Source organism: Pseudarthrobacter siccitolerans, assembly GCF_030823375.1.
Classification (GTDB): Bacteria; Actinomycetota; Actinomycetes; order Actinomycetales; family Micrococcaceae; genus Arthrobacter; species Arthrobacter siccitolerans_A.
Genome location: NZ_JAUSXB010000001.1, coordinates 2,287,861 through 2,314,763 on the forward strand (window position 1 = coordinate 2,287,861; position 26,903 = coordinate 2,314,763).

At 65.3% G+C, this 26,903-nt stretch carries 26 protein-coding genes and 1 pseudogene; 16 read left to right on the forward strand and 11 right to left on the reverse strand.

Going from position 1 to position 26,903, the window contains the following annotated elements:
* Window positions 1-13: 13 nt before the first annotated feature.
* The 4 genes from hpaE to QFZ36_RS10740 all read left to right on the forward strand — a co-directional run bounded on the left by hpaE (window position 14) and on the right by QFZ36_RS10740 (window position 4,290).
* On the forward strand, window positions 14-1,555 hold the full coding sequence (hpaE, locus tag QFZ36_RS10725; protein ID WP_306636298.1) for a 5-carboxymethyl-2-hydroxymuconate semialdehyde dehydrogenase: 1,542 nt from the start codon (window positions 14-16) through the stop codon (window positions 1,553-1,555).
* A gap of 67 nt (window positions 1,556-1,622) precedes the next feature.
* On the forward strand, window positions 1,623-2,702 hold the full coding sequence (gene hpaD / locus QFZ36_RS10730) for a 3,4-dihydroxyphenylacetate 2,3-dioxygenase (RefSeq protein WP_306636300.1): 1,080 nt from the start codon (window positions 1,623-1,625) through the stop codon (window positions 2,700-2,702).
* 2 nt (window positions 2,703-2,704) lie between these two features.
* Window positions 2,705-3,490 carry a 2-oxo-hept-4-ene-1,7-dioate hydratase gene (hpaH, locus tag QFZ36_RS10735; protein WP_306636302.1) on the forward strand — a complete coding sequence of 262 codons (786 nt, stop codon included), beginning with the start codon at window positions 2,705-2,707 and terminating at the stop codon, window positions 3,488-3,490.
* Window positions 3,475-4,290 carry an HpcH/HpaI aldolase/citrate lyase family protein gene (locus tag QFZ36_RS10740; RefSeq protein WP_306636304.1) on the forward strand — a complete coding sequence of 272 codons (816 nt, stop codon included), beginning with the start codon at window positions 3,475-3,477 and terminating at the stop codon, window positions 4,288-4,290. Before hpaH ends, QFZ36_RS10740 begins: the two co-directional genes overlap by 16 nt.
* 60 nt (window positions 4,291-4,350) lie before the next feature.
* On the opposite strand, the gene QFZ36_RS10745 is transcribed toward QFZ36_RS10740, so the two are convergent.
* Window positions 4,351-5,016 (reverse strand): ArsR/SmtB family transcription factor, encoded by a 666-nt coding sequence (locus QFZ36_RS10745; protein ID WP_306636306.1) that lies wholly within the window; start codon window positions 5,014-5,016, stop codon window positions 4,351-4,353.
* A gap of 92 nt (window positions 5,017-5,108) precedes the next feature.
* On the opposite strand from QFZ36_RS10745, the gene QFZ36_RS10750 reads away from it, so the two are divergent.
* Both QFZ36_RS10750 and QFZ36_RS10755 read left to right on the forward strand, forming a co-directional pair.
* Complete coding sequence (locus QFZ36_RS10750; protein WP_306636308.1) at window positions 5,109-5,603, forward strand: hypothetical protein; 495 nt, start codon at window positions 5,109-5,111, stop codon at window positions 5,601-5,603.
* 166 nt (window positions 5,604-5,769) lie between these two features.
* Window positions 5,770-7,179: an aldehyde dehydrogenase family protein gene (locus QFZ36_RS10755; protein WP_306636311.1), complete on the forward strand. Its 1,410-nt coding sequence runs from the start codon at window positions 5,770-5,772 to the stop codon at window positions 7,177-7,179.
* A gap of 33 nt (window positions 7,180-7,212) precedes the next feature.
* On the opposite strand, the gene QFZ36_RS10760 is transcribed toward QFZ36_RS10755, so the two are convergent.
* From QFZ36_RS10760 to QFZ36_RS10790, 7 genes are all read right to left on the reverse strand, one after another.
* Window positions 7,213-7,599: a hypothetical protein gene (locus QFZ36_RS10760; protein WP_306639176.1), complete on the reverse strand. Its 387-nt coding sequence runs from the start codon at window positions 7,597-7,599 to the stop codon at window positions 7,213-7,215.
* 165 nt (window positions 7,600-7,764) lie between these two features.
* Window positions 7,765-8,190, reverse strand: coding sequence for a heat shock protein transcriptional repressor HspR (locus tag QFZ36_RS10765; RefSeq protein WP_306636313.1), 426 nt, complete (start codon window positions 8,188-8,190; stop codon window positions 7,765-7,767).
* A 13-nt stretch (window positions 8,191-8,203) separates the two neighbouring features.
* Entirely contained in the window at window positions 8,204-9,172 is a 969-nt protein-coding gene (locus QFZ36_RS10770) for a DnaJ C-terminal domain-containing protein (RefSeq protein ID WP_306636315.1), read from the reverse strand.
* 301 nt (window positions 9,173-9,473) lie between these two features.
* The gene (locus QFZ36_RS10775; RefSeq protein WP_306636317.1) at window positions 9,474-10,187 is read right to left on the reverse strand and encodes a nucleotide exchange factor GrpE; all 714 of its coding nucleotides are present in this window, start codon (window positions 10,185-10,187) and stop codon (window positions 9,474-9,476) included.
* A 2-nt stretch (window positions 10,188-10,189) separates the two neighbouring features.
* Window positions 10,190-12,061 (reverse strand): molecular chaperone DnaK, encoded by a 1,872-nt coding sequence (dnaK, locus tag QFZ36_RS10780; RefSeq protein WP_306636319.1) that lies wholly within the window; start codon window positions 12,059-12,061, stop codon window positions 10,190-10,192.
* 248 nt (window positions 12,062-12,309) lie between these two features.
* On the reverse strand, window positions 12,310-12,624 hold the full coding sequence (locus QFZ36_RS10785; RefSeq protein WP_306636321.1) for a hypothetical protein: 315 nt from the start codon (window positions 12,622-12,624) through the stop codon (window positions 12,310-12,312).
* A 90-nt stretch (window positions 12,625-12,714) separates the two neighbouring features.
* Window positions 12,715-13,545 carry a TetR/AcrR family transcriptional regulator gene (locus QFZ36_RS10790; RefSeq protein ID WP_306636324.1) on the reverse strand — a complete coding sequence of 277 codons (831 nt, stop codon included), beginning with the start codon at window positions 13,543-13,545 and terminating at the stop codon, window positions 12,715-12,717.
* Between the two features lie 127 nt (window positions 13,546-13,672).
* Here QFZ36_RS10790 and QFZ36_RS10795 point away from each other — a divergent pair.
* Window positions 13,673-14,601 (forward strand): annotated as a pseudogene (locus tag QFZ36_RS10795) (NAD-dependent epimerase/dehydratase family protein).
* A 3-nt stretch (window positions 14,602-14,604) separates the two neighbouring features.
* Here the strand turns inward: QFZ36_RS10795 and QFZ36_RS10800 are convergent.
* Window positions 14,605-16,803, reverse strand: coding sequence for an MMPL family transporter (locus QFZ36_RS10800; protein WP_306636326.1), 2,199 nt, complete (start codon window positions 16,801-16,803; stop codon window positions 14,605-14,607).
* 299 nt (window positions 16,804-17,102) lie between these two features.
* Here QFZ36_RS10800 and QFZ36_RS10805 point away from each other — a divergent pair, with 299 nt between their 5' ends.
* The 7 genes from QFZ36_RS10805 to pabB all read left to right on the forward strand — a co-directional run bounded on the left by QFZ36_RS10805 (window position 17,103) and on the right by pabB (window position 22,759).
* Window positions 17,103-17,567, forward strand: a complete 465-nt coding sequence (locus QFZ36_RS10805; RefSeq protein WP_306639178.1) for a MarR family winged helix-turn-helix transcriptional regulator — start codon at window positions 17,103-17,105, stop codon at window positions 17,565-17,567.
* 71 nt (window positions 17,568-17,638) lie between these two features.
* Window positions 17,639-18,457 (forward strand): methyltransferase domain-containing protein, encoded by an 819-nt coding sequence (locus QFZ36_RS10810; protein WP_306636328.1) that lies wholly within the window; start codon window positions 17,639-17,641, stop codon window positions 18,455-18,457.
* Window positions 18,458-18,540: 83 nt separating this feature from the next.
* The gene (locus QFZ36_RS10815; RefSeq protein ID WP_306636330.1) at window positions 18,541-18,840 is read left to right on the forward strand and encodes a type II toxin-antitoxin system Phd/YefM family antitoxin; all 300 of its coding nucleotides are present in this window, start codon (window positions 18,541-18,543) and stop codon (window positions 18,838-18,840) included.
* A complete protein-coding gene (locus QFZ36_RS10820; protein WP_306636333.1) occupies window positions 18,837-19,229 on the forward strand; it encodes a type II toxin-antitoxin system VapC family toxin in 393 nt (130 codons plus the stop codon). Before QFZ36_RS10815 ends, QFZ36_RS10820 begins: the two co-directional genes overlap by 4 nt.
* Before the next feature lie 21 nt (window positions 19,230-19,250).
* Window positions 19,251-19,874 (forward strand): LysE family transporter, encoded by a 624-nt coding sequence (locus QFZ36_RS10825; protein WP_306636335.1) that lies wholly within the window; start codon window positions 19,251-19,253, stop codon window positions 19,872-19,874.
* A 125-nt stretch (window positions 19,875-19,999) separates the two neighbouring features.
* Window positions 20,000-20,536 carry a low molecular weight protein-tyrosine-phosphatase gene (locus tag QFZ36_RS10830; RefSeq protein ID WP_306636337.1) on the forward strand — a complete coding sequence of 179 codons (537 nt, stop codon included), beginning with the start codon at window positions 20,000-20,002 and terminating at the stop codon, window positions 20,534-20,536.
* A 90-nt stretch (window positions 20,537-20,626) separates the two neighbouring features.
* Window positions 20,627-22,759: an aminodeoxychorismate synthase component I gene (gene pabB / locus QFZ36_RS10835; protein ID WP_306636339.1), complete on the forward strand. Its 2,133-nt coding sequence runs from the start codon at window positions 20,627-20,629 to the stop codon at window positions 22,757-22,759.
* 93 nt (window positions 22,760-22,852) lie between these two features.
* On the opposite strand, the gene cls is transcribed toward pabB, so the two are convergent.
* Window positions 22,853-24,292, reverse strand: coding sequence for a cardiolipin synthase (gene cls, locus QFZ36_RS10840; RefSeq protein WP_306639180.1), 1,440 nt, complete (start codon window positions 24,290-24,292; stop codon window positions 22,853-22,855).
* A gap of 131 nt (window positions 24,293-24,423) precedes the next feature.
* Between cls and QFZ36_RS10845 the strand changes: the two genes are divergently transcribed.
* Window positions 24,424-25,350 carry an aminodeoxychorismate lyase gene (locus tag QFZ36_RS10845; protein WP_306636341.1) on the forward strand — a complete coding sequence of 309 codons (927 nt, stop codon included), beginning with the start codon at window positions 24,424-24,426 and terminating at the stop codon, window positions 25,348-25,350.
* A 167-nt stretch (window positions 25,351-25,517) separates the two neighbouring features.
* A complete protein-coding gene (locus QFZ36_RS10850; protein WP_306636344.1) occupies window positions 25,518-25,982 on the forward strand; it encodes a pyridoxamine 5'-phosphate oxidase family protein in 465 nt (154 codons plus the stop codon).
* A 20-nt stretch (window positions 25,983-26,002) separates the two neighbouring features.
* Here QFZ36_RS10850 and QFZ36_RS10855 read toward each other — a convergent pair whose 3' ends face one another.
* Complete coding sequence (locus QFZ36_RS10855) at window positions 26,003-26,713, reverse strand: TetR/AcrR family transcriptional regulator C-terminal domain-containing protein (protein ID WP_306636346.1); 711 nt, start codon at window positions 26,711-26,713, stop codon at window positions 26,003-26,005.
* Window positions 26,714-26,903: the final 190 nt, after the last annotated feature.

Sequence of the window (26,903 nt, forward strand, 5' to 3'; positions counted from 1 at the left end):
TAAGGAAACAACAATGACGTTCACTGCAGAACAGACAGCCACCCATTACGTGCCGCAGGATTTGCCCCGCCACATCCAGCACTACATCAACGGCGAGTTCGTTGATTCGGTGGGCGGCAAGACCTTTGATGTCCTGGACCCGGTCTCCAACACCAACTACGCCACTGCCGCGGCCGGCCAGAAAGAGGACATCGACCTCGCCGTAGCCGCAGCCCGCGAAGCCTTCGTCAGCGGGCCCTGGCCCAAGATGAAGCCCCGCGAACGCGCCCGGGTCCTGAACAAAATCGCCGACGCCGTCGAGGCCCAGGAAGCCCGGCTCGCCGAACTGGAAACCTTCGACACCGGCCTGCCCATCACGCAGGCCAAGGGCCAGGCCCTGCGTGCGGCCGAGAACTTCCGTTTCTTCGCGGACCTGATCGTGGCCCAGTTCGACGACGCCATGAAGGTTCCGGGCTCGCAGATCAACTACGTGAACCGCAAACCGATCGGCGTCGCCGGCCTGATCACGCCCTGGAACACCCCGTTCATGCTCGAGTCCTGGAAGCTCGCCCCGGCCCTGGCCACCGGCAACACCGTGGTCCTCAAGCCCGCCGAATTCACCCCACTGTCCGCCTCCCTCTGGGCCACCATCTTCAAGGAAGCCGGCCTGCCCGACGGCGTCTTCAACCTGGTCAACGGCCTGGGCGAGGAAGCAGGCGACGCCCTGGTCAAGCACCCGGACGTCCCGCTGATCTCCTTCACCGGCGAAACCACCACCGGCCAGACGATCTTCCGCAACGCTGCAACCAACCTCAAAGGCCTGTCCATGGAGCTGGGCGGCAAGTCCCCCTGCGTCGTGTTCGCCGACGCCGACCTGGACGCAGCCATCGACTCGGCCCTGTTCGGGGTCTTCTCCCTCAACGGCGAACGCTGCACCGCCGGCTCCCGCATCTTGGTTGAACGCGCCATCTACGACGAATTCTGCGAGAAGTACGCTGCCCGCGCGAAGAACATTGTGGTGGGCGATCCTCATGATCCCAAAACCCAGGTGGGCGCCCTGGTCCACCCGGAGCACTACGAGAAGGTGGCTTCCTACGTCGAGATAGGAAAGTCCGAAGGCAGGCTTCTCGCGGGCGGCGGCCGGCCGGAGAACCTGCCGGAGGGCAACTACATCGCCCCCACCGTGTTCGCCGACGTCGCACCCGATGCCCGGATCTTCCAGGAGGAAATCTTCGGACCCGTCGTGGCCATCACCCCGTTCGAGAACGACGACGAAGCCCTCGCCCTGGCGAACAACACCAAGTACGGCCTGGCCGCCTACATATGGACGCAGAACCTGACGCGCGCGCACAACTTCTCCCAGAACGTGGAGGCCGGCATGGTTTGGCTGAACAGCCACAACGTCCGCGACCTGCGCACCCCGTTCGGCGGCGTCAAGGCCTCCGGCCTCGGCCACGAGGGCGGCTACCGCTCCATCGATTTCTACACGGACCAGCAAGCGGTGCACATCACCCTCGGCTCCGTCCACACCCCCAAGTTCGGCAGCATCGAAGCCTCCGCCGCCAACGAAGGCTAGGCCCAGGCACCCAGCCCGGCCTGCCGCCGTCGTACTTCCCAAAACCTTTCAAAGAAGAGAGCACACCATGACCAACTTCGTTCCCACCCCTTCTGTTCCGGCCCCGGACATTGTCCGCTGCGCCTACATGGAGATCGTGGTCACGGACCTCACCAAGTCCCGCGAGTTCTATGTGGATGTCCTGGGCCTGCACGTCACCGAAGAAGACGAAAACACCATCTACCTCCGCACCCTGGAGGAGTTCATCCACCACAACCTGGTGCTGCGCAAGGGACCCATCGCGGCCGTGGCCGCGTTCGCATACCGGGTGAAGTCCCCCGCGGAGGTGGACGCTGCGGAGGCCTACTACAAGGAACTCGGCTGCCGGACCGAACGCCGCATCGGCGGCTTCACCAAGGGTGTGGGCGACTCCGTCCGCGTGGAGGATCCGCTCGGGTTCCCGTACGAGTTCTTTTACGACGTGGAGCACGTGGAGCGACTCACCCAGCGTTACGACCTCTACTCCGCCGGCGAACTGGTGCGCCTGGACCACTTCAACCAGGTCACCCCGGACGTCCCCCGCGGCCGGGCTTACCTGGAGGACCTGGGCTTCCGTGTCTCGGAGGACATCAAGGATGCCGACGGCGTCACGTACGCCGCGTGGATGCACCGGAAGCAGACTGTTCACGACACCGCGCTCACCGGCGGCAACGGCCCGCGCATGCACCACGTCGCGTTCGCCACGCACGAGAAGCACAACATCATCCAGATCTGCGACAAGATGGGCGCCCTGCGCATCAGCGACCGGATCGAACGCGGGCCCGGCCGGCACGGCGTGTCCAACGCGTTCTACCTCTACATCCTTGACCCCGACGGCCACCGCATCGAGATCTACACCCAGGACTACTACACGGGCGACCCTGACAACCCCACCATCACCTGGGACGTCCACGACAACCAGCGCCGCGACTGGTGGGGCAACCCCGTGGTCCCGTCCTGGTACACCGAGGCCTCCCTGGTCCTGGACCTGGACGGCAACCCGCAGCCCGTGATCGTGCGTGAGGAGAAGAGCGAAATGGCAGTCACCGTGGGCGCCGATGGCTTCTCCTACACCCGGCCGAGTGAAGCAGCCGGGGCTGAGGGCTTCAAGCTTGGGGCGCAGCTGTAGCCATGCTGGATGCCAAGACGATCGAGGCCATCGCGGACGAACTGCTGGAAGCAGGTCGGAGCCGGACGCCGGTGCCGCGGCTGACGGCGCGCTACCCGCACATGACAGTGGAGGACTCCTACGCCGTGCAGCAGCTCTGGCGCCGCCGCAATGAGGAGGCCGGCCGGACCCTGGTGGGCCGGAAGATCGGCCTCACGTCCAAGGCAATGCAGGACGCCACCGGCATTACCGAGCCGGACTATGGCGCCATCTTCGATGACATGGTCCTCGAAACCGGCTGCTCAGTGGAGTGGGACCAGTACACCCACCCGCGGGTGGAGGTGGAGCTGGCGTTCGTGCTCAAGGACGGGCTCAAGGGCCCGGGCGTCACCATCTTCGATGTCCTGAAAGCCACCGACTACGTGGTCCCGGCCCTCGAGATCCTGGACTCCAGGATCGAGATGGAGGGCCGGACCATAGTGGACACCATCTCCGACAACGCCGCCATGGGCGCCATGGTGATCGGCGGCAACCCCGTCAAGCCCGACGCCGTGGACCTCCGCTGGGTCTCGGCCATCCTGTACAAAAACCAGACCGTGGAGGAAACCGGCGTCGCCGCCGGCGTCCTGGACCACCCCGCCAACGGCGTCCACTGGCTGGCCAACAAAATCGCCGCCCACGGCGATGCACTCAAGGCCGGGGACATCATCCTCGCCGGATCCTTCACCCGGCCGCTCTGGGTGTACAAGGGCGACACCATTCACGCCGACTACGGACCCCTGGGAGCTGTGACATGCCGCTTCCAGTAGACGACACATTCCGGGATGCCTTAGCTGCAGCCAACCGGCCCCTGGCAGGGATGTGGGTGTGCTCCGGCAACCCGCTGGTCGCAGAAATTTGCGCCGGGTCCGGGTTGGACTGGTTGCTGGTGGACGCCGAGCACAGCCCCAATGGGCTCGAATCCATCCTCGCCCAGCTCCAGGCCATCAACGGCTACCCGGTCCAGGTTATGGTCCGTCCTCCGGTCAATGACACCGTGGTCATCAAGCAATACCTCGACCTCGGCGTCCAGAACCTGCTGATCCCCATGGTCAACTCCGTCACCGAGGCCGAGGCGGCCGTGGCCGCCACGCGCTATCCGCCGCAGGGCGTCCGCGGCGTGGGGTCCGCCCTGGCCAGGGCCGCCCGCTGGAACCGGGTGCCGGACTACCTCCCCCGGGCCAGTGAGACCATCAGCGTCACCGTGCAGATTGAGTCGACGGCGGCCGTGGACTCCGTGGCGGACATCCTGAAGGTCGACGGCGTGGACGCGATCTTCGTCGGGCCCTCCGACCTCGCCGCGTCCATGGGCCTGCTGGGACAGCAGGAACACCCCGAGGTGCGCGCCGCCGTCGAACACTGCCTCGCGGCTGCCAAAGCCGCAGGCAAACCCGCCGGCGTCAACGCCTTCAATCCGGACACCGCCCGCCACTACCTGGACCACGGCGCCAACTTCATCCTGGTGGGCGCCGACGTCGCCCTCCTCGCCCGCGGCTCCGAAGCCCTCGCGGCCAGGTACATCCCCAAGAGCCCGGTGGTTGAGCCTGTCGAAACCCCCGCCAGCTACTGATCTTCCCTTCTTTAAGACTTCTTTCACGACTGTGAGGAAGGCCGACCGAGTGGAAGCCGCTCAGGCCGGGTGTTCTACCGGGAGCCCTGCCGCCTTCCACTCGGGAAAGCCCTCCTCGAGCCTTGTGGCGGGCCGCCCTTCGTCCATGATCAGCCGCACGGCCTCGTCCGCATACAGGCAGTAAGGTCCGCGGCAGTAGGCGACGATTTCGCTCCCCGAAGGAACGTCATGCAGCCGCGACTTCAGGTCCGAGACGGGCAGGGAAAGCGCACCCGGGATATGTCCGGCGTCGTACTCTGGCTGCGGGCGCACGTCCAGGACAACGACGTCCCCCTGCCGCAGCCGCACCAGCAGTTCGTCGCGCCTGATAATGCTCAAGCCGGCACGATCGCCGATGTAGGCATGGACGAGACTGTCCAACTCCCCCGAGTGCACTTCGGCTGTCTCCCGAAGTGCCCGCCATAGCCGCTCCACCGCCGGGCCGGCAAGGGAGTAGTAGATCCGCGTCCCCGAGCGTCGGGAGCAGACAAGGCCAGCCCGCAGCAAGCGCTGGAGGTGCTGGGATGTATTGGCCATACTCTGCTGGATCTCTGCGGCCAGCTCGTCAACCGGCCGCTCCCCCTGCCCGAGGACATCGATCAGCTGCGCCCTCCTGCCGTTCCCCAACGCCTTGGCAGCTTCTACCAAGCCGTCGAAGAGTGCCTCTTTATCCTGCTGGTCACCCACTTACGCCTCCTATTCAAGAGATCTCTTGACAAGCCTACCGTCCCGGGGTTCTTATTCAAGTATCCATTTGAATAAGAAAGGAAGTAGTGGCCGTGTCCACCATCCAAACTCCCGAGCGGAAGCAGTCCCGCGTTCGGACAGGAGCCGCTCTCATGACGTTGGCCGGTCTGGCCTTCGTGGCGTACGCCGTGATCTTCCTAATAATGAACTTCACGGACGCCTTCCTTGAGCTGGGCATCGGCTCCGACCAAGTAGACAAGGGCAAGGCGGAGATCGAAGCGTTCAGCCCGCAGCTGTACCACTACATCAGCCACCTGCACATCGCGCTCAGCGGCTTCATCGCTGCGACGGGACTGGCAGTCGCAGGCCTGTCATGGTACGGAGTTCGCCGCGGAGAACGCTGGGCCTTCGTCACAGCCGTCATCGTCCCGGTCGTCGGACTCGCCGTGGCCCTCCCCGCCCACTACCCATGGGGCCTGGCCACACTTGGGCATCTCGGCCTGATCTACCTCGCCGTGGTCATTTTCCTCGTAGGGGTCGTCGCGGCCTATAGCGGAATGCGGGGCCCTGCGACTACACACCACTGACACTCAGACGGCAGCCAATAGAACATGCCCGGCTGCCCGGATCCCGTTCCCTCCACGTCAACGGTCCTGCGCGAAAAGACAAGCATTCCTGACGCCCACTCAACGAGACTGGGAGCAACCCGCCGGCCATCCGGCAAGCGCCTGACTACTCGAAGTGGAGTACCCCATGGAAAGTTACGATGCCCTCCTGGCGTCCATCTCCCCCACATCCGGCCCTACCCGGACCATCCTCGACCCGGCAACCGGCGAAGAAGTGGGCGAGGCACCCATCCACACCCTCGAGCACCTTGAGGAGGCTGTCGCCGCCGCCCAGTCAGCCCAGCCTACCTGGGCAGCACTGGGCCACGACGCCCGGTCGGCCGCGCTTCTTAAAGCAGCCGACGCCGTCGAACGCTCCGCCGAGGAGCTCGCCCGCCTGCTCTCCCGCGAGCAGGGCAAACCCCTCAACGGCCCTAATGCCCGCTTCGAAGTCGGCGCTTGCGCCGCCTGGCTGCGCGTCGCAGCCACTACCGCGCTTGAGCCTGAAACACTCGTGGACGATGGCGAAACGTACGCCAAACTGCACTACAAGCCCATCGGCGTCGTGGGCGCCATCGGCCCGTGGAACTGGCCCATGATGATCACCGTCTGGCAGATCGCCCCGGCCCTGCGGATGGGAAATGCGGTAGTGGTCAAGCCGTCTGAATACACTCCGCTAAGCGTCCTCGCCCTCATCAAAGTTATCAACGAGGAACTGCCCGAAGGCCTGCTGTCCGTGGTTTCCGGGGGCCGGGGCGTCGGCGCCCGCCTCGCCGGACACCCGACCATCGGAAAGGTCATGTTTACGGGCTCCACCGCCACGGGCAAGGCCATCATCAAATCCTCCGCGGACACGGTCAAACGGCTCACCCTCGAACTAGGCGGGAATGACGCCGGCATCGTCCTGCCGGACGCCGACCCCAAGGCCATCGCCGAAGGGCTCTTCTGGGGTGCCTTCATCAACACCGGACAGACCTGCGCAGCCCTGAAGCGCCTCTACGTCCACACCGACATTTACGACGCCGTCTGTGAAGAACTCACTAACGTCGCCAAAGCGATGCCCATGGGAAATGGCCTGGACGAGAACAACGTCTTGGGCCCGCTGCAGAACAAGGCCCAGTACAGCATCGTCGCCAACCTGGTGGACGCCGCGAGGGAATCGGGCGCCCGCCTCCTGCTCGGCGGAAACCCGGATACCAGTCAGCCCGGCTACTTCTACCCCACCACCCTCGTAGCGGACATCGACAATGACAACCCGCTGGTGGCTGAGGAACAGTTCGGTCCCGCCCTGCCCATCATCCGCTACAGCACGGTGGACGAGGCCGTGGAGAAAGCAAACGCACTCGACGTCGGGCTCGGCGCCTCGGTCTGGTCGTCCGATCTTCACGCCGCCCGCGAAGTCGCAGCGCGCATCCAGGCCGGCACCGTCTGGATCAACAAGCACGGCGCCGTGGACCCGCGGATCCCGTTCGGCGGCGCCAAGCAGTCCGGCTACGGCCTCGAGTTCGGGGTTGAAGGCCTCAAGGCCCTCGGGGTACCGCAGGTCATCAACGGATAAGCACCGGGGACCGGCGTCGCCCCCATCACAGGGTTACCCCATGGCAGGGGCGGCGGCGGTCCGGCCGGAGAGCTGGCGTCGGGCCCAGCGGGCGAGTTTCTTGCCCTTGCCCTTCCACCAGTTGTCCTCGTCCTTGTCGTGGTGCAGGCGGAAGATGATGGCCATCAGCACGAACATCCCCATCACCACATCAATCCAGGACGCCAGCACCAGGGCAATCAGGACGGTTACCCCGTTGGCAATGATGGATGGAATGGCGAGGGTCCGGAAGACAGTGCTGGCGACGTAGCGCCGGTGGGACCGGGGCACGGACAGGGCACGCACCATGTCGAAGCACACGCATATCACCACCACTGTCTGGCCGATGGCCAGCAGGATCTGCCCGGGAATCGAGCCGCTGAAAGCGGCCACGCCTTCCATCCCCGGGCTCACGGCCGGCCCTTGCTTTGAGCATTAAACATAAAAACCCCCAGAAACTTGGAACCACTGCTGCTGATCCAGCAGTGGTTCCATTCAAGTTTCCGGGGGCCGAAGCGTCACGAGTAGTGGGTACTCGAATTTCGGCCGGCCTGCTTAAGCCGCTACCTATTGCCCGATGGCCCGCGGCCGCCACAGCACCACAGCCTGCGACCGCGGCCGGGGGCGCTGCCCGCGCGCCAGGCTCACCACGTCGCCCGCCGCGCCCGCCGCGAAGATCCGCGAATCGAACGGCTGCGGGCGCCGGCTGAGTTCCTCGGCGAGTTCCGAAACCCGGCGCTGCAGGGCGGCAACCTGGTTTTCGAGTTCCAGGATCCGCTTGATGCCTTCGAGCGAGACGCCCTCCTGGGAGAGCCGCTGCACCTCGCGCAGCATGTTGACGTCCCTTTGCGAATAGCGGCGGGACTTGCCGGGCGCGCGGCTGGGCGAAACGATGCCCAGCCGGTCGTACTGCCGCAGCGTCTGGGGGTGCATGTCCGCCAGTTCAGCCGCCACCGAGATCACGAAGATGGGCTGGTCTGAGTTGATGTCCACGGCTCATCCGTCACTAAAGCCGGGCCTTGGCGGCCAGGCCCTCTCGGACGTCAGCTCCGGACGTCGCCTCGGCAAAGGCCTTCACCGCAGCTTCGGCTTCCTTGTTCAGGTTCTTGGGAACGGCGACGTCGATCGTCACCAGCAGGTCGCCGGTCCCCTTGGACGTCTTCACGCCTTTGCCCTTTACCCGCAAGGTACGGCCCGACGGCGTCCCGGCCGGAACGCGCACACGCACTTTTTCGCCTTCGATGGTGGGCACTTCGATGTCGGCGCCCAAGGCAGCCTCCGGGAAGGTGACGGGGACGTGGATGCGGAGGTTGTCGCCGTCGCGCGTGTAGAACGCGTGCGGCTGCACCGAAACGGTCACCACCAGGTCGCCGTTGCCGGCGGGACCGGGCTGGCCCTTGCCCCGTACCCGGACCTTCTGGCCGTCCTTGATGCCGGCGGGAACGCGGACATCGATGACTTCACCGCTGGGCTCGCGCAGGCCAATGGTGGTGCCGCGGATGGACCCGGCGAACGAGATGCTGGTGGACGCCGTGCGGTCCGCGCCCTTCTGCGGGGCGCGCTGGAAGCCCGTCTGCCCAAAGCCGCCGCCGAACAGGTCTGCGAACTCGGGCGGAATTCCGCCTGCCGGGCTGAACCCGCCTGGCTGGCGTCCCGGGCCGCCGGTGAACAGGCCGCCGAACATGTCCTCGAAGCCGCCGTTGCCGCCACCGGCACCGCCGGGAGCGAAGCGGGCTCCGCCGCCCATTGCCCGGATGGCGTCGTACTGCTGGCGCTCTTCGGGATCGGAAAGTACTGAGTAAGCCTCGGAGATGTCCTTGAACTTCTTCTCGGAAGCAGTGTTCCCCGAGTTGGTATCAGGGTGATGCTGCCGCGCAAGCTTCCGGTAGGCCTTCTTGATGTCGGCGTCGGAAGCGTCCTTGGCAACACCAAGGATCTTGTAAAAATCCTTGTCCACCCAATCCTGGCTAGCCAATGGCGTTTCCTTTCAGTCTTTACTTGCTAAAGCTCTACGCGCTGCATGGGTAACGAACAGCTCTCCGCGGTACAGGGGCCCCCGCCCCTACGCGTGGTGGCTTGGTCCTCGCGGACCAAGCCACCACGCTCCGGCAGGCCCGATGCCACTCCCGGGGCCCCTGTACCGCTGCGAGCTTTGTGGTTACCTCACCTTAGGCGAGATGACCGCCGGTGCGGAGGCCGGATAGGGGGCGGCGGTGTGGAGGGCACCGCGGAGCGGGCACCGCCCCCTATCCGGCGTAGCGCCGAGCCAACCCGGACTAAGCAGGGACCGCCACGATGACTTGCGCGGCCCGGAGGACGCGGTCGCCTGACTTGTAGCCTGAGCGGAGCACCTGGCTGACGGTGTCAACTTCGATGTCCTCGCCGGGCTGCTGGATGAGGGCCTCGTGGATGGTGGGATCGAACTCCACGCCGGTCTCATCAATGCGTACCAGGCCGTAGGTCTTCAGCGCGTTCTCCAGCTTGGTGGCGATCGCGGCGAAGGGACCATCGGCGAGGTCACCGTGCTGGCGGGCTGCGTCGATGTCGTCCAGGACGGGCAGCACCGAGTTCAGGACGCCGATGACGGCCATCTCCCCTGCCACGGCCCGGTCGCGTTCAACGCGCTTACGGTAGTTGACGTACTCGGCCTGCAGGCGGAGGAGGTCGTTCTTCAGCTCGGCTGCCTCAGCACTGCTGGTCCCTGCCGGGACCCCCTGGGCCACCGATTCCTCAGCCGGCACATCGATTCCGTTGAGGATCTCCTCAGCCTGGGCCAGCGCGTCGCCGTCGGAATCCTCGGAACCGGCGCCGGGGGCAGTGTTGCCGCCTTCCGCGTGACCGCCCTCGGGGTGCCGGGCCTGGCCGGTCACCGGGTCAACCTTGCGATTGTCCCGGATGACCGGTTCCTGGTGGCCGTTGCCCTGCTGATCCTGGAGGTGCTCTTCACGGGGTGACGTGTTGTGCTCTTCCTCGTTACCGTGATGCGGCATGGTTACTTCTTCGCTTCGTCTTCGTCGATGATCTCGGCGTCGACGATGTCCTCGTCGGCAGCCTTGTCTCCGCCCGCGGCGGCACCTTCAGCACCTGCGGCACCGGTTGCGCCGTCCGGGGAACCGGCCTGCGAGTAGATGGCCTCGCCCAGCTTGCCCTGGGAAGCCTGCAGCTTCTCAAAGGCGGCCTTCACCGCGGCGTCGTCCGTGCCTTCGAGGGCCTTCTTGAGGTCGTCGACGTCGGTCTGGACCTCGGTCTTGACCTCTTCAGGCAGCTTGTCGGCGTTGTCGGCGATCAGCTTGTCCACGGAGTAGGCGAGCTGCTCGGCGGAGTTGCGGGTGTCGGTTGCCTCGCGGCGGGCTTTGTCCTCGGCTGCGTGCTCCTCGGCGTCACGGACCATGCGGTCGATGTCTTCCTTGGAGAGCGCGGTGCCGCCGGTGATGGTCATGGACTGTTCCTTGCCGGTGCCCTTGTCCTTCGCGGAGACGTGGACGATGCCGTTGGCGTCGATGTCGAAGGTGACCTCGACCTGGGGAACGCCGCGCGGAGCCGGAGCAATGCCGGTCAGCTCGAACGTGCCCAGCGGCTTGTTGTCGCGGGTGAACTCGCGCTCGCCCTGGAACACCTGGATGGCCACGGACGGCTGGTTGTCGTCAGCGGTGGTGAAGGTCTCGGACCGCTTGGTGGGGATGGCGGTGTTGCGCTCGATCAGGTGCGTCATCACGCCGCCCTTGGTTTCGATGCCGAGGGAAAGCGGGGTGACGTCGATCAGGAGGACGTCCTTGCGCTCACCCTTCAGCACACCAGCCTGGAGGGCTGCACCAACGGCCACAACCTCATCAGGGTTGACGCCCTTGTTCGGCTCCTTGCCGCCGGCGAGTTCCTTGACCAGTTCGGAAACGGCGGGCATGCGGGTGGAGCCACCCACGAGCACGATGTGGTTGATGTCGGAGAGCTTGATGCCGGCTTCCTTGATCACGTCGTGGAACGGCTTCTTGGTGCGCTCGAGCAGGTCCTTGGTGAGGTCCTGGAACTTGGCGCGGGTCAGCTGCTCGTCCAGGTGGACGGGGCCGTCGGGGGTGACGGACAGGTACTGGAGTGAGACGTTGGTGCTGGTCGAGGAGGAGAGTTCCTTCTTCGCCTGCTCGGCTGCTTCGCGGAGGCGCTGCAGGGCGATCTTGTCCTTGGACAGGTCGATGCCCTTGACCTTGAGCTGGTTCAGCAGGTAGTCAACAACGCGCTGGTCCCAGTCGTCGCCGCCGAGGCGGTTGTCACCGGCGGTGGCGCGCACCTGGATGGTGGAGAAGTTGTCCTCGTCCTTGCCGACTTCCAGCAGGGAGACGTCGAAGGTGCCGCCGCCGAGGTCGAAGACCAGGATGAGTTCGTCTTCCTTGCCCTTGTCCAGGCCGTAGGCGAGTGCCGCGGCGGTGGGCTCGTTGACGATGCGCAGGACGTTCAGGCCCGCGATTTCGCCGGCTTCCTTGGTGGCCTGGCGCTCGGCGTCGTTGAAGTAGGCCGGGACGGTGATGACGGCGTCGGTGACCTTTTCGCCCAGGTAGGACTCGGCGTCGTTCTTCAGCTTCATGAGGATACGCGCGGAGATTTCCTGCGGCGTGTACTTCTTGTCGTCGATCGCGACGTTCCAGCCGGTGCCCATGTGGCGCTTGACGGAGGCGATGGTGCGGTCGATGTTGTTGACGGCCTGGCGCTTGGCGATCTCGCCAACCAGGACCTCGCCGGACTTGGAGAATGCAACGACCGACGGCGTGGTGCGGCCACCCTCGGCGTTGGCAATAACGGTGGGCTCGCCACCTTCGAGAACGGAGACGACGGAGTTGGTGGTTCCGAGGTCAATACCTACTGCACGTGACATGTGTTGCTTCCTTCTTTCCTTGGAAACTTGCTGGCGCCCGAATGATTGAGCGTTCTGCACTCAACTTTACTCACGGCGCCGACAATGTCAACCAAACTTGAGCGTAGTACGCTCAACTTCCACTTTTGCAGCAGGATGCGGCTCCCTTTTTCCTTGTATTTCTGCGCTTAAAGGCCGACGGCGGCCCTCCGTTTCGCTGTTGGAGAACCGCTCCGCCGGGCTGCTTTCTTTATCAGTTGCTTGCGCTGCTACCTGTCGCTGTCAGTGCCGCCGTGCAGCGGACCGCGCTCCTCGGCCGTGGTGTTGACCTGCCCGTCAGTAAGCCGTTCGCGGATGCCGTCCGCTTCGTGTGCCGTGCCTGCGGTGCCGGCGGTGCCTGCGGTGCCGGCCTCGCCGTAGTCGCCATCCGGGTATTCGCCGTCCTCAAGGTTTTCGGCAGGCTCCCCTACGGTGCCGGCATCACCGTAGTCGCCGTCCACATACTGCCCGCCCTCACCTTCCAGTCCCGGGGCGCTGCTTCCCTTGCGGGGCTCCTCGCCAAAGGTTTCCGGATTCTCGGTCATGGTGCATCTCTCCTTTGAGTTCCGCGTCCATGCGGGCGCACTTGCAGTCTAACCAGCCCGAACTTCCGCCAACAGGGCAGGCTTCAACCTTCAGGAGCTTTGCCCAGGCAACCCCGCCACGCCCGCCAGAACGCTGAGGTGATAGTCAAAAAGCTCACCCGGGGCGGAGAAGGTGTCCGGCCCGTACTGGTTGAAGACCTCGAAGCTCACCGCCCCAAACATTGCGCTCCACACCAGGACCCCGCGCGCCACCAGCTCCCCGGAAATATCCAGGTTGAACTGCGAGCGGATCGCGGAGAGGTCCGATCCAAGTGCCGGAGGAATGGCCGCAACGCCCTGCTCCCGGACCATTAGCCGGCCGGCGCGTGCCGCGGCGTCGAGGATCCCTACCAGCGTGACGATCACGCGGGTGCCGGGCCCGGTGGTCCGCTCCGCGGGGGCTTCATACCCGGGCACTGGACTGCCGAAAAGGAGGGCATAACTGGCCGGCTCACGCAGCGCCCACGCCCGGACGGCCCGGCCCAGCGCGCAAAACCGGCCCATATGGTCACCCTCCGGAACGGCGGCCACCGCGGCATCAACTTCGTCGCCGAGTTCTCCGAAGGCGTCGATCAGCAGCAGCGTCAACAGCTCGTCGCGGTTCTCCACATACCGGTAAACCGCGGAGGACACCACCCCCAGGTCCCTGGCGACGGCGCGAAGCGAAAGAGCAGCGGCCCCGTGGACGGCGAGATGCTGCCGGCCCAGCCGCACAATGTCCGCGACAGTCCGGGCGCGGGCCCGCTCCCGTGGCGTCCCTGGCTGCAGCGAACCCGGCTGCAGCCAACCGGGCTGCAGCGAACCGGGCTGCGGCGTCCGAGCCGTCCAGCTCGCGGGGCGTTCCCCAGCCGGCGCCATTGCGTCCTTTTCCCGTTCAGTCACAGCTTCAGCATGCCACAACCTGAGAGCAGTGGAAGCAAAAGAGAGCACTGCTCTTGACTCTGCAACCGCCACGCCCCATGCTGATCCTGAGAGCACCGCTCTCACCATCAGCCTGCCAGGAGGAAAAATGTCGAAGACATTCGTGGTGACCGGAGCAGGGCCCGTCGGCTGGACCGTCGCCGGGCAGCTGGCCGGCGGCGGCAACCGGGTGCGCGTCCTGACCCGTTCCGGCAGCGGACCCACGCACCCGCTGGTGGAGCGCGTTGCGGGCGACGCCAGGGACGCCTCCCAGCTGCGGAAAGTCTTCGCGGGCGCGGGCGCGGTCTTCCACTGCATCCACGGCTCCGCCTACACGGCCGCCGCATGGGAGGCAGAACTGCCTGCGGCGGAGCAGGCGGTGATGGAGGCGGCGCAGGAGGCGGGCGCCGTCGTCGTATTTCCCGAAAGTCTCTACTCCTACAGCGAACCCCACCGCGTCATGACGGAAGGCAGCCTGAGGGCCGCCGCGGGCGGCAAGCGCGGAGTGCGGACGGAGCTGCTGCAGGCGCGCGAAGCCTCAGCCACGCCAACCGTGAGCGTGGTGGCCGGCGACTTCTTCGGGCCCCGCGTCCGGATGGCGCACGGCGGCGAACGCATCGTGGCGCCAATTTGGCGGGCAGGAACGTAAGCGTAGTGGGAAGCGCCCGGCAACCCCACTCATTCACGTACGTCGCGGACCTGGCCAGGGCAATGATCACGGCCGCCGGTATGCCCTCAGCCTGGAACTCTGTATGGCACGCGCCTACCGGGCCCGCGATAACCCAGCGGGAGCTCGCCCACGCCTTCGCAGCGGCGGCCGGCCAGCCTGGACCAAAGGTCCGCGCCCTGCCCGGCTGGATCCTCCGGGCGGGCGGAATCTTTTCCACCGATGCCCGGGAGCTGGCCGAGACGCTTTACCAGTTCGAGAAGCCATTCGTGATGGATTCATCGCTTTCCGAAGCGACTCTGGGCCTCGCCCCGACGCCTCTTCCCGAGGCTGCTGCCGCCACCGTGGAGTGGTGGAGGCAGCAAGGGTGACTGCTAGCGGCTGGCCACCTCTTCAAGGGGTTCGGCTCCGGCCTCCCGCTGCACGGCGGCGTCGTGTTCCGGCCTGCCCAGTTTGCCGGGCCACCAGATGCGCGGACCGATGTGATAGGCCAGTGCGGGAACCAGCAGCGAGCGCACCAGGATGGTGTCCAGCAGCACCCCGAAAGCGACGATGAACGCCAGCTGCACCAGGAACATGATCGGAATGACGCCCAGCGCGGCGAACGTTGCGGCCAGGACCACGCCGGCGGATGTGATCACGCCGCCAGTTACACCGAGCCCGCGAAGGATGCCGGGCCGGGTGCCGTGCTTCAGGGATTCCTCGCGGACCCGGCTCATCAGGAAGATGTTGTAGTCCACGCCGAGCGCCACCAGGAACACAAAGCCGAACAGCGGAACCGTGGCATCTGCACCCGGGAAGCCGAGGATGTTGTTGAAAACGAAGGCGGAGACGCCCATGGCCGCCCCGTAGGACAGCACCACCGAGAGCACCAGCAGGACCGGCGCCACAATGGAGCGCAGCAGAAGCATCAGGATCAAGAGGATCACCACCAGGACCACCGGGATGATGATCACCAGGTCGCGCTGGGCGGTGGTGTTGGTATCCAGCGCCGTCGCCGTCACACCGCCCACCAGTGCACCCGGGTCAACGGCTTTCACCTCCGTGCGGAGGGCTTTGACGGTCTCCTCGGCCTGCAGCGAATCCGCGGCGTCCTTCAAGGTCGCGTTAATCAGCACCCTTCCTTCACGGACGTCCGGGGCGCTGGGAGCACCGGGGGCTCCGGTGATGGGCACCGAACCTTGGGCCAGCAGGTAAGCCTCGCCGACGCCGTCGGACGCTTTCACCGTGTCCAGCACCTCCTGCGCCTTGCCCTGGCCGGCAACCACGACGGCGGGGCTGCCGCTGCCCGCGTCGAAATGGCGCGCCAGCGCGTCCTGGCCGTCCACCGCGTTGGAGGCGGTGAGGATAACGTCCGTCTGCGGGACGCCGTTTGCCTTCAGCTGAAGCAGCCCGCTCGCCGCAACCACCAGCAGCAGGACCGAAGCCACCCAGACGGTCCGGGGCCGCCGGGACACCAGGGAGCCGGTGGCACGCCACAAGCCCTTCTGGCCCTCGAGTCCGGTGACCAGCTCGGGTTCACGCTGGTCAGCCGGGACGAGCTTGGGCCGGAATGGCCAGAATGCGGCCCGGCCCAGGAGTGCCATCAGGGCGGGAAGCAAGGTCAGGGCGGCGAACAGCGAGCAGAGGATTCCCGCCGCAGCCACGGGACCCAGCGCTTTGTTGGAGTTCAGGTCGGAGAAGAGCAGGCACAGGAGGGCGATGATCACGGTGGCGCCCGATGCCAGGATGGGCTCGAAGGAGGCCTTCCAGGCTGTGAGCACACCGGCGGTGCGGTTGGTGGTGTGGGTCAGGGCCTCCCGGAACCTCGCCACAAACAGCAGGGCGTAGTCCGTGGCAGCACCGATCACCAGGATGGACAGGATGCCCTGGCTCTGCCCGTTGAGCTGGATCCACCCGGCCTTGGCCATGCCGAAGACCAGCAGGATGGCCGCGCACAGGGCGAAGACCGAGGTCAGCAGCACCACGATGGGCAGCAGGAGTGAGCGGTAAACAACCAGCAGGATCACGAACACGGCCCCCAGCGCCACCAGCAGGAGGATGCCGTCAATGCCGGCGAAGGCTGCCGTCAGGTCAGCCGCGAGCCCCGCAGGACCGGTGACATAGGTTTTGATGCCCGCCGGGGCCGATTGCGCGACCGTATCGCGCAGCTCCCGGACAACCTCCTTCACCTCTTTGGACGAGTCGATCGGCACGATGAACTGCACGGCCTTCCCGTCCCCTGAGGGGATGGGCCCGATCACCGCACTGCCCGCCTGCAGACCTTCCAGATCATTGCGGAGGCTGGCGATCCCGCCAAGCTGTACCGCGTTCAGGGTTTCGTCGGCTTCCAGGACGATAACGCCGGGCACCTCGTCGGAATCCCGGAACTTCGCCTGCCAGTCCTGGGCGGCGGTGGCTTCGGCGCTGGCTGGCAGGAATGATGCCTGGTCATTTGAGGAGACCTCGTCCAAGCGCCCGAACGTGGGTCCGCCAACGCCCGCGAGCGCGAGCCAGGCCAGCACGAGGATAACGGGGACGAGCCAGCGCAGCCAGAAAGGGACGCGCTCCTTGGCGGGGGAGTGGGATTTCATGATGCCTTCCGGACAGCGACGGGAGTAGACTTGATTCCATCCTAGAGTATCTCCACCATAGAGATAAGTGCTGGCCTAGCTTTTCTTCAGTTGATCCAATACAGAGAGGTTCCCGCGCCTGAAGTAATATCCGTCAGTACGGCCGGGCGCTGGAGCGCTCTGTTCGAAGCAGGAATGAGGAGGTAGACGTGGCAGGCAACAAGGCCCCCGCCGCACCCGCACCTCCCCCGGGGGCCGGGGCCCGGAAGGGTGGGAACCCCTCGCAAGGCGGGCCTCCCCAAGGCAGGGGCCCGCACCCGCTGATTCGGCTCCTTCAGGAGTTCACGCTCGAAGCCAACCGGTATGTGGATGCGGCCGGCGGCCGGAAAGACATGCACCGGACGGACCTGAATGCGCTGGCAGTCATCATGCGCCACACCGCAAATGGCGGCACGGTCACGCCCGGGCTGCTGCGAAAAGAACTGAACCTCAGCTCCCCGGCCACCACCGCCCTGATTGACAGGCTGGACAGCTCCGGACATGTAGTGCGGGAGCGGGACAGCTCCGACCGCCGGCAGGTCCACCTTCGAATGACGCCCAAGGCCTTCGAGGAGGGCGGCGCCATCTTCGCTCCGCTCTCACGCCGGATGGGCAGCGCACTGGCCACCTTCTCCCCTGAAGAACTGGAAACGGTCACCCGGTTTATGACAGCCATGGTGGAAGCCACGGTGGCGGCGCGGGAAGAACCCGCCGGCGCACCGGCCTCCTCCACCGCACCCAACTAAGTCGCGCCAAGTGTCGTTTTGAAGGGGCAAAACGACACTTGGCGCGACCTGGTTGGGGGTAGCGTTTGCTTATGAGTGCGCAGCAGCCCGAAGACGACGTTTACACGCACGGCCATCACGAGTCGGTGGTCCGCGCCCATGCCGCCAGGACCGCCGAGAATTCGGCCGCCTTTGTCCTGCCGCACCTGACGCCCGGAACGGAATTGCTCGACGTCGGCTGCGGCCCGGGCAGCATCACCTGCGATTTCGCCGCACTGGTGAGCCCCGGCAAGGTCATCGGCCTGGACCGCTCGCCGGACATCATTGCCCAGGCCACGGCCCTCGCCGTGGAGCGCGAGGTGGCGAATGTCGAGTTCGTTGCCGGCAACATCTACGATCTCGACTTCGAGGATGAAACGTTCGATGTGGTGCACGCCCACCAGGTGCTTCAACACCTGACCGATCCCGTTGAGGCGTTGCGGGAAATGCGCAGGGTGGCAAAGCCCGGCGGGATTGTCGCCGTGCGCGACGCGGACTTCCATGGCATGAGCTGGTACCCGGCCATCCCTGAGCTGGACGAGTGGATGGAGCTTTACCAGCGCATCGCGCGCAGGAACGGAGCAGAGCCCGACGCCGGGCGGCGGCTGGTGAGCTGGGCACAGTCGGCGGGATTCACCGACGTCGCGCCCACCAGCAGCAACTGGCTTTACGCCACCGGGCAGCAGCGCCGCTGGCAGGCCCGCGTCTGGGGCGAGCGTGTGCTTCATTCGGCGTTCGCCGAGCAGGCGCTGGAATACGGATTCGCCAACCCCGCGGACCTGGCCAGGATCTCCGCCGGCTGGCACCGCTGGGGATCCACGGACGACGGCTGGTTCCTGATCCCCAACGGCGAGGTCATCGCGCGGGCTTAGGCCGTTTAAGCGTCATTACCGATATCCACATAACAACTTTGCGGTCTGCCAGGGGACTGCTGCCAGGGAATATCCTCGGGCACATGGGCTACTACGGCGGCCATGAATACTGGGCGGAACCTTACATGGTGGAGGTTGACCAAGTAAGGTTGGTCAACATGGGACAGTACAACGTCCAGGAAGCAAAAACGCGTTTGTCTGAGCTGTTGAACCAGGTGGAAAACGGCGAGGATGTGGTGATTGCCAAAGCAGGCAGGCCTGTCGCCCGGCTGGTAAAAATCGACGGTCCCCATAAACGGGAGCTGGGCTTCCTGGGCCCCCTGCGCATTCCTGATGAGTTCTACGAGCCCTGGAGCGACGAGGAGATGGGGGCCGCGGAATGATGCGGCTCCTCCTGGATACTCACGTTTTCCTGTGGGCGGTTGCGGAACCGAAGCGCCTCTCCAGCAAAGCCAGGAGTTCCATCAGCAAGCTGGAAAACCAAATCTTCGTGTCGCCGGTCACCGCCTATGAGCTGTCATACAAGCACCGCCAAGGAAAACTGCCCTCCGGAGCGGCGATCGTCATGAGCTTTGGTCGGCAGGTTGCCCATCTTTACGCTTCTGAACTCGCGGTCTCGTCGCCTCATACCGTGGCGGCAGGACAACTGGACTGGGACCACAAGGATCCCTTCGACCGCATGCTCGCTGCCCAGGCGATGGTGGAGGGACTTACCCTCGTTACCGCAGATGAAGACCTGCAGGCTTTCGACCCCGTGGCAACCCTCTGGTGAATGCGGCACTAAACTTGGCTGGTGCAATTTTCCCTTTGGCTCGCCCTGGCCGGCGCCGGCGTCCTGATCAGTTTCACCCCCGGCGCAGGGGCCATCAACACCATGAGCAATTCACTGAACGCCGGGTTCCGGCGCTCCATGTGGGGAATCCTCGGCCAGCAGGCAGCACTGGTGATCCACGTGGTGATCGTTGCGCTCGGCGTGGGAGTTCTGGTGGCCAGCTCGCCCGTTGCCTTCAACGTCATCCGATACTCCGGGGCTGCCTACCTGGTGTATCTGGGTATCAGGCAGTTCCTCGCCAAGCCGGACCTTGAGCAGGAGAAAATTGCCGGCCTGAGGAACGAGCCCGCCTGGTCCATCTTCCGGCGCGGGTTCTGGGTAAACCTGCTGAACCCAAAGGCAATAATCTTCTTCCTCGCCTTTATGCCCCAGTTCATCCGGCCGGAGCTTCCCCTCCTTGCCCAGTACGCAGTACTGACGGCAACGATCGTGGCCATCGACATCCTGGTGATGTGGTTCTTCTTTGCGGCCGCCGCCAGGTCCTTTGAGCGGTTCACCCGCAGCCCTGGCGGCCAGCTGGTCCTCAACCGGTCATTCGGCGTGCTGTTTGTGGCCGTGGGTATCCTGCTGGCCCTCCTCCACTAGCTTCCCCGTGTTCCATCCGCCCCCCGAAGGCTATGTGACGGGAAAACACACCATCTTTACAAAAGGGTCAAGCTTTGCGGACCTGCCGCTAGCCAACAGGGTGTATTAGCACGCATGCTTAGTATATGAACTCAGCGTCGAGCCCATACAGAGTTATCGCCGTCTGCACCGGAAACATCTGCCGGTCCCCCATGGCCGAGCTGATGCTGACCGCCGCGCTGGAACGCGAAGGGCTGGACCAACTGGTAACCGTAGACTCCGCAGGCACCACCGGCTACGAGGCCGGCCGGCCGATTGACCCTCGAGCGGCCCGACGCTTAGGCGCAACACAGCTCACGTCGAACACGCACATTGCCCGCCAGTGGCAGCACGCGTGGTTCCGGGAACGCGACCTGATCCTGGCCCTGGACATCGACCACCACGCCTGGCTCAGCGAGTCCGCCCCGGACCAGGAGTCCCGGGACAAGATCCGCATGCTCCGCAGCTTCGATCCCCGGCTGGCGGACAAAGACCTGCTGGACCAAGGCATTGAGGACCCCTGGTACGGCGGGCAAGCCGACTTCGAGACCGTCTGGCACGAGGTCCACGCTGCCCTGCCCGGACTGCTGGACTACATCAAAGGGGCTGTCCTTAGAAACGCCCAGCTCCAGCGGCAGGCCTAGGCTATAAGCATTGCCTGCTGCAGGGCCTGCTCCAGCAGGGCCAGCTCGCAGACATGAAAGCCCGGCAGGGATAACGGTACGCTCTAATCCATGAGCCCAGCCCCCGTCATCATCGCCGTCGACGGGCGCTCGGGTGCTGGCAAAACTACCCTCGCCGTCGAACTGGCGGCACGACTGCGCGCCCACCACAAGGTCTCGCTGTTCCACCTCGAGGACATCTACCCGGGATGGAACGGCTTGCTGGCGGGCATCCACCGCTACGTGGCCACGGTCCTGGAACCCCTGAGCCGCGGCGAGGCGGCCACCTGGACCAGCTGGGACTGGGAAAACCATTACGACGGCGGCTCCCGCGTCACGCTGCCCGCCGAGATTGTCATCGTTGAGGGGGTGGGGGCGGCTGCCGCTGCCGCCAGGCCGCTGCTCAGCGCCGTCATCTGGGCGGACTCCCCGGATGACATCCGCCGCACCCGCGCCCTGGACCGCGACGGCGGAACCTACGAACCCTACTGGGACCAGTGGGCTGTGCAGGAAGAGGAATGGCTGCTCGGCGACGACGTCCCGCAGCACGCCGACGTGCGTGTGCTGAACCGCGCTGACGGAACCGCCCCTGCGGACGTGCTGCAGCTCCTGCCGTACCTTCCCGCCCTGGCCCCCACCCTGTCCCCCGAACTCGCGGCGCGCCGTGCCCTCAGCCTCCGGGCCGAGCGCCTTGACCGCCGTCCGAACGCAGCCGGCTTGTTCAGTTCCCTCTATGGGGCCTCGGCCAACGCCGTCTGGCTGGACTCTTCCAATATGGACGCTTCCAATGCTGACTCCTCCAACGGCAGCTCTGCTGCCCACGTCCGTGAGGACCGGGCAAGACCTGCAGCCGCTGAGCGCAGCCGCTTCAGCATCATGGCCGACAACGGAGGCTTGTTGGGCCGGTCCGTGACGCACCGTTCCGGTTACAGCAGGATCGAGGCGGGCTGCGCCTCAGCCACGGTGGCAGGCCCCTTCTTCCGCTGGCTCGACACCGTGTGGGGAGACGCTGCAGTCAGCACCCCGGAAGGGTACCCCGGCGAATTCACGCTGGGCTGGCTCGGCTGCCTTGGCTACGAGCTCAAACGGGAAACCGGCGGAACTGACCATTCTGCCTCCACCCCTGACGCAGCCCTGATCTTCGCCGGAAGGGCAGTGGTCCTGGATCATGCCGAAGGCACGGCCTGGCTCCTGGCCCTCGATGCTCCGGACGCCGATGAATGGCTGGAAGATGCCCGCACCGCTGTCGAAACAGCTGCCAGCCCCGCCGCCCAGGCTGCCGGAGCCCATGGGGGCCTTGGCACCCAGGCCAGCGGCAGCAACGGCGTCGTACTTCCGGACGCGCCCGCATTCACAAGCCGCGATAACGGTGCGGCATACCGGGAGAAAATCGCCGCCGCCCAGCACGAAATAGCCGAGGGAAACACCTACGAGGTCTGCCTGACCACCACGTTGTCAGCGCGGATTCCGGCCGCCGCGCTCGACCCGTGGCAGACCTACCTGGCCCTGCGCCGGAAAAACCCGGCGCCCTTTGCCAGCTACCTTCGGCTCGGCAGCCTGCACGTAGCGAGCACCTCGCCCGAGCGCTTCCTGAAGATAGCGTCCGACGGCGGCATGCGCGCCGAACCCATCAAGGGGACCCGCCGCCGCGCCTCCGATCCGGCTGAAGACGCCGCGCTGCGCACAGAGCTTGAGACGTCGCTGAAGGACCGCGCCGAGAACATCATGATCGTGGATTTGCTGCGGAACGACCTGAGCCACTTCGCCGTCCCCGGCTCCGTGACCGTCAGCCGGCTCTGTGCCATCGAAAGCTACGCCACCGTCCACCAGATGGTGAGCACCATCGACGCACAGCTTCAGCGCGGATCGTCCCGGGCCGAAGCGGTGGCCGCCTGTTTCCCGGCCGGCTCGATGACCGGCGCGCCGAAGATCAGCACCATGGCCATCCTGGACCGGCTTGAAGGCGAAGCACGCGGGCTCTATTCCGGCGCCATCGGCTACTTCTCGCTGAATGGCGCCACGGACCTCGCCGTCGCCATCAGGACCCTGGTGATCAATGCCGGCGGCGACGGAACCTCGGAACTGACCCTCGGCGTCGGCGGTGCTATTACGGCCGATTCAGTGCCGGACGAGGAATACGAGGAAATCCGCACCAAGGCCTTTGGGGTCCTCTCGACGCTGGGCACACAGTTCCCCGAAAGCTAGCCGCTGCACTGCACTTTCTAAAGCACCCTATTTCTATTGCACCGTCTTCTACTGCACGGTCTTCTACTGCACCGTCTTCTACTGCACGGTCTTCTACTGCACCGTCGCCGTCAGCCTGGCCACGTTGTCCACGTACCGCCTGGCCAGGGGCCGCTGGAGCCAGTCGGCCAGCCTGAGCTCGTGCGAAATGTCCCGGTACGTGTCTTCGACCGCGCGCATCTTGGTGACGATGTCCTCGCCCAGCAGCATCACGGACACTTCAAGATTGAGCGAGAACGAGCGCATGTCCATGTTGCTGGAGCCGAGCACCGCAACCTCGTCGTCGATGGTGAAGTGCTTGGCGTGGAGCACAAAGGGAGCTTTGTACAGGTAGATCCGGACGCCGGCCTCCAGCAGGGCCTCGTAGTACGAGCTCTGGGCGTGGTGGACCAGGAACTGGTCGCCCTTCTCCGAGACGAACAGCTCCACGTCCACACCCCGCTGGGCGGCAGTGGTGATGGCATAGAGCAGGGAATCGTCCGGTACGAAATACGGGCTGCAGATGGAAATCCGCTGCTGGGCCGAATAAATGAGGGTGTTGAACAGCCGCAGGTTGTTTTCGGTGATGAAGCCGGGGCCGCTGGGCACCACCTGGGCGGTGACGTTGCCGGGGTGGGGGTTGGTCGGAAGCTGCAGCTGGTGCTCCAGGGACTCGTCGGTTTCGCTCAGCCAGTCGGTGGCGAAAACCACGTTCAGGGTGGTGACGATGGGCCCGCGCAGGCAGGCCATCAGCTCCACCCATTCGCGGCCGGCTTTCCGGTGCCGGGGGTTGTTGTAGGAGGGCTCAATCAGGTTCTGCGACCCGGTGAAGGCCACTTCGCCGTCGATCACCATGATCTTGCGGTGGTTGCGCAGGTCCGGCCGGCGCCACTGGCCGTGGATGGGCAGCAGCGGGAGCATCCGCTTCCACTGGATTTTTCCGGCCCGGAGCCGTTTGAGCAGGTTCCGGTAGCCCTTCACTCGGAGGGTGCCAATGTGGTCAAACAGCACCCGGACTTCCACCCCGCGCTCCGCGGCTTCCTCCAGGGCTGTCATCAGGTCGTCGGTGATGTGGTCCGTGCTCATGATGTAGAACTCGGCGTTGACGAACTTCTTCGCCTTCCGCACCGCCTTGGTCATCTCAAGGATCGAATCCGGATACCCGGGGATCAGGTCCACTGAGTTGCCGTCCACCATGGGCAAGGAGCCCAGCCGCCGGTTAAGCTCCGCCGCGGACCGCACCCAGTCCGGGCCCGGGTAGTCGCTTTCGACGTCGGCCAGCGCCGAGATACCGGCCCGCACCCTGTCGTTGACATCCTGCTGCTGCTGCCGCCGGCGGCTGGACAGCTTGAAGTTGCCGAACAGCAGGAACAGGATGATGCCGACGAACGGGACAAAGAAAATGCCCAGCAGCCATGCCATTGCGGTGGTGGGCCGCCGGTTGCCCGGAATGATGCCTACGGCGAGCACCCTGATCACCAGGTCGGCGACGCCCAGCAGCACCACCACCCACATCGGCGCGGTGCCGGCAAGCGAAAATGGCCACAACACGTGAATAACCCCCGGAAGACTCCGCTCCCGGCGGACGGTTTCCGGCCAGGGCACTCTGCCCAGCTTATCCGCGGGCACCGCACTAAGCTGGACCCATGACCTCTCCAGCCAACGTGGTTCTCGTATTCCTCGATCCTGCTTTCCCCGACGGCCGGTTTGCTGATGCTTCCCAGCCCCAGTTGCTGGTGACGGACCTGGGCGCCACCCGGGGCGACGGAATCTTTGAGACCATGCACGCTGTGGGCGGCACAGTGCGGAAGATCCAGGCGCACCTGGACCGCCTTGCCGGTTCCGCGGAAGCGCTGGACCTGGCCATCCCCACAGAGGACGAGTGGCGCCGCGCCATCAGCGCCGCAGTCTCTGAGCACCGGTCCCGGCATCTGCCCACCTCCGCCCCTGATGAACTGGCAGTAAAGCTGGTGGTGACCCGCGGGGTGGAAGGTGCTCCGGCGCCCACGTCCTGGGTCCAGGTATCCCCTGCCGGCGCAGGCCTGCGCCGGCAGCGTGAGACGGGCATCGACGTCATCCTGCTGGACCGCGGCTACGACAGTCATGTTGCGGAACGCGCGCCGTGGCTGCTGCTGGGCGCGAAGACGCTCTCCTACGCCGTCAACATGGCAGCCCTTCGCTACGCCCACAAACAGGGCGCGGACGACGTCATCTTTACGTCCTCCGACGGCCGTGTCCTTGAAGGCCCCACGTCCACCGTGCTGATGGCACACGTGAAAACGTCCGACGACGGGAGGCCCGTAAAGCGCCTCGTCACGCCCCTGCTGGACAGCGGAATCCTCCCCGGCACCTCCCAGGGTGCGCTGTTCGCCGCGGCAAAGGCTGCCGGCTGGGAGTTGGGCTACGGCCCGCTTGAGCCGCAGGATCTCCTGGACGCCGACGCCGTCTGGCTGATTTCGAGTGTGCGGATGCTGGCGCCGGTAAACCGGATCGACGGCAAGGAAATCGGCACGCCGTCCCTGCAAAAAGAGCTGACTGCCGAACTGAACGAACTGTTCGCCGGCATTCAATAAACTCCAGGACTTTCAGGACGGTCCGGCGGAATACTCGAAGCGCTCCAGGACCGCGCTGCCGCCGCCCGCGCTGACACCGATCACGCGGCCGGTAAATCCCCCGGCAAGCAGACATTCAGCGGGCAAGGCATAGTCACCGGACGAAGATTGGCCTTAGTGTGTGGTTCATGACTTCTGACGCGGGACCTGCCGGGAAACTGTCCTTTGATGAATGCTGGGAACTTCTCGAAGGTGACACCCTGGGCCGGCTCGGCTTGACGGTGGACGGACACCCCGAAATTTTCCCGGTCAACTATGTGGTGCACCGCGGGAGCATTGTCTTCAGGACGTCCGGCGTCACCAAGCTGTGGAATGCCAGGGCGGAACGGCCGGCGGCCCTAGAGATCGACGGCTACGACGCCCACACCGAAGAGGCATGGAGCGTAGTGGTGCGCGGGGACACGGACATCATCGAGGACCAGGCTGACAAGGATGCCGTGGACAGCCTGGGGCTGGAGCCGTGGCAGCCGGGCGAGAAAGCCCACTACATCAGGTTGACAGCCCGGGCACTGACGGGCCGCCGCTTCAAGGTGAACAAACCGGACATCTGGAACACCCGCACCACAGACCGGCGCCGCGCTTCTTTCGAGTAGCTGCTGACCGCGCCGGGATGCTAGGCGGGCGAAGCGGCCGGGTGCTCTGAGAGCTGCGCTTCAAGCCCGGACAGCAGGATGGTCAGTCCCTGGTCCAGCTCTGTCTCGCCGTCGTATTCTGAAAGGTCCGGAGCCAATGCCCTCAGCCGGGGGAACTCCTTGGCGGGCAGCCGGTGCAGGCCGAGCCGCAGCAGTGCTTCGTTTTCTTCCGGATCCACCACATATTCCTGCAGTTCGTTCAGGATGTGGCCGTAGAGGAAGCCGTAGTAGGCGCGGTAGACGTGCAGGGCACCGGCGGGGTTGAACCCTGCCCCGATCAGCAGGGAGAGGATCTGTTCCAGCGGACGCAGGGTGCCCAGCGGCCTCAGCCCCAGTGGGGTGGAGAGGGGCCTGGTGACCAGCAGCGGCACCACGTTGGGGTGCTGGAGCGCGAGCAGCCGCAGGTTGTGGGCGATGCTGCGGAGCTGTTCTTTCCAGTCCGGGTCCTCGGGATGGATGGGGAGCTGGTTGAGGACCAGTTCGGACACTCCGTCAAGCAATGCTGCCCGGTTCTCCGCGTAGCGGTAGAGGCTCATGGGGTCACGGCCCAGTTCCTGGCCCAAACGGCGCATTGTCAGCGCATCCAGGCCTTCAGCGTCCACCAGTTCGAGCGCTTTGGCCAGCACCAGTTCACGGCTGAGCGGAGCCTTCCGGCCGCGTTCTTCGGTGCGTGAGGGCTTCGGGGAGGACATGTGTTTACCGTTCTGGAGCCGTCAGCAAGTGGGGTGCCCGAAGGTAATTCCAGACGCTTGCCGTATTTGTAGTCTACGGGTAAAGTCTACAGCGTAGACAAGGTGTTAGCGCCATCTTGCACCCATCGATTCCCGAAGATTCGATTAACGCTCCATTGCCTTGTGCAGGCTTTGAGGTTCCCGCTGCTGT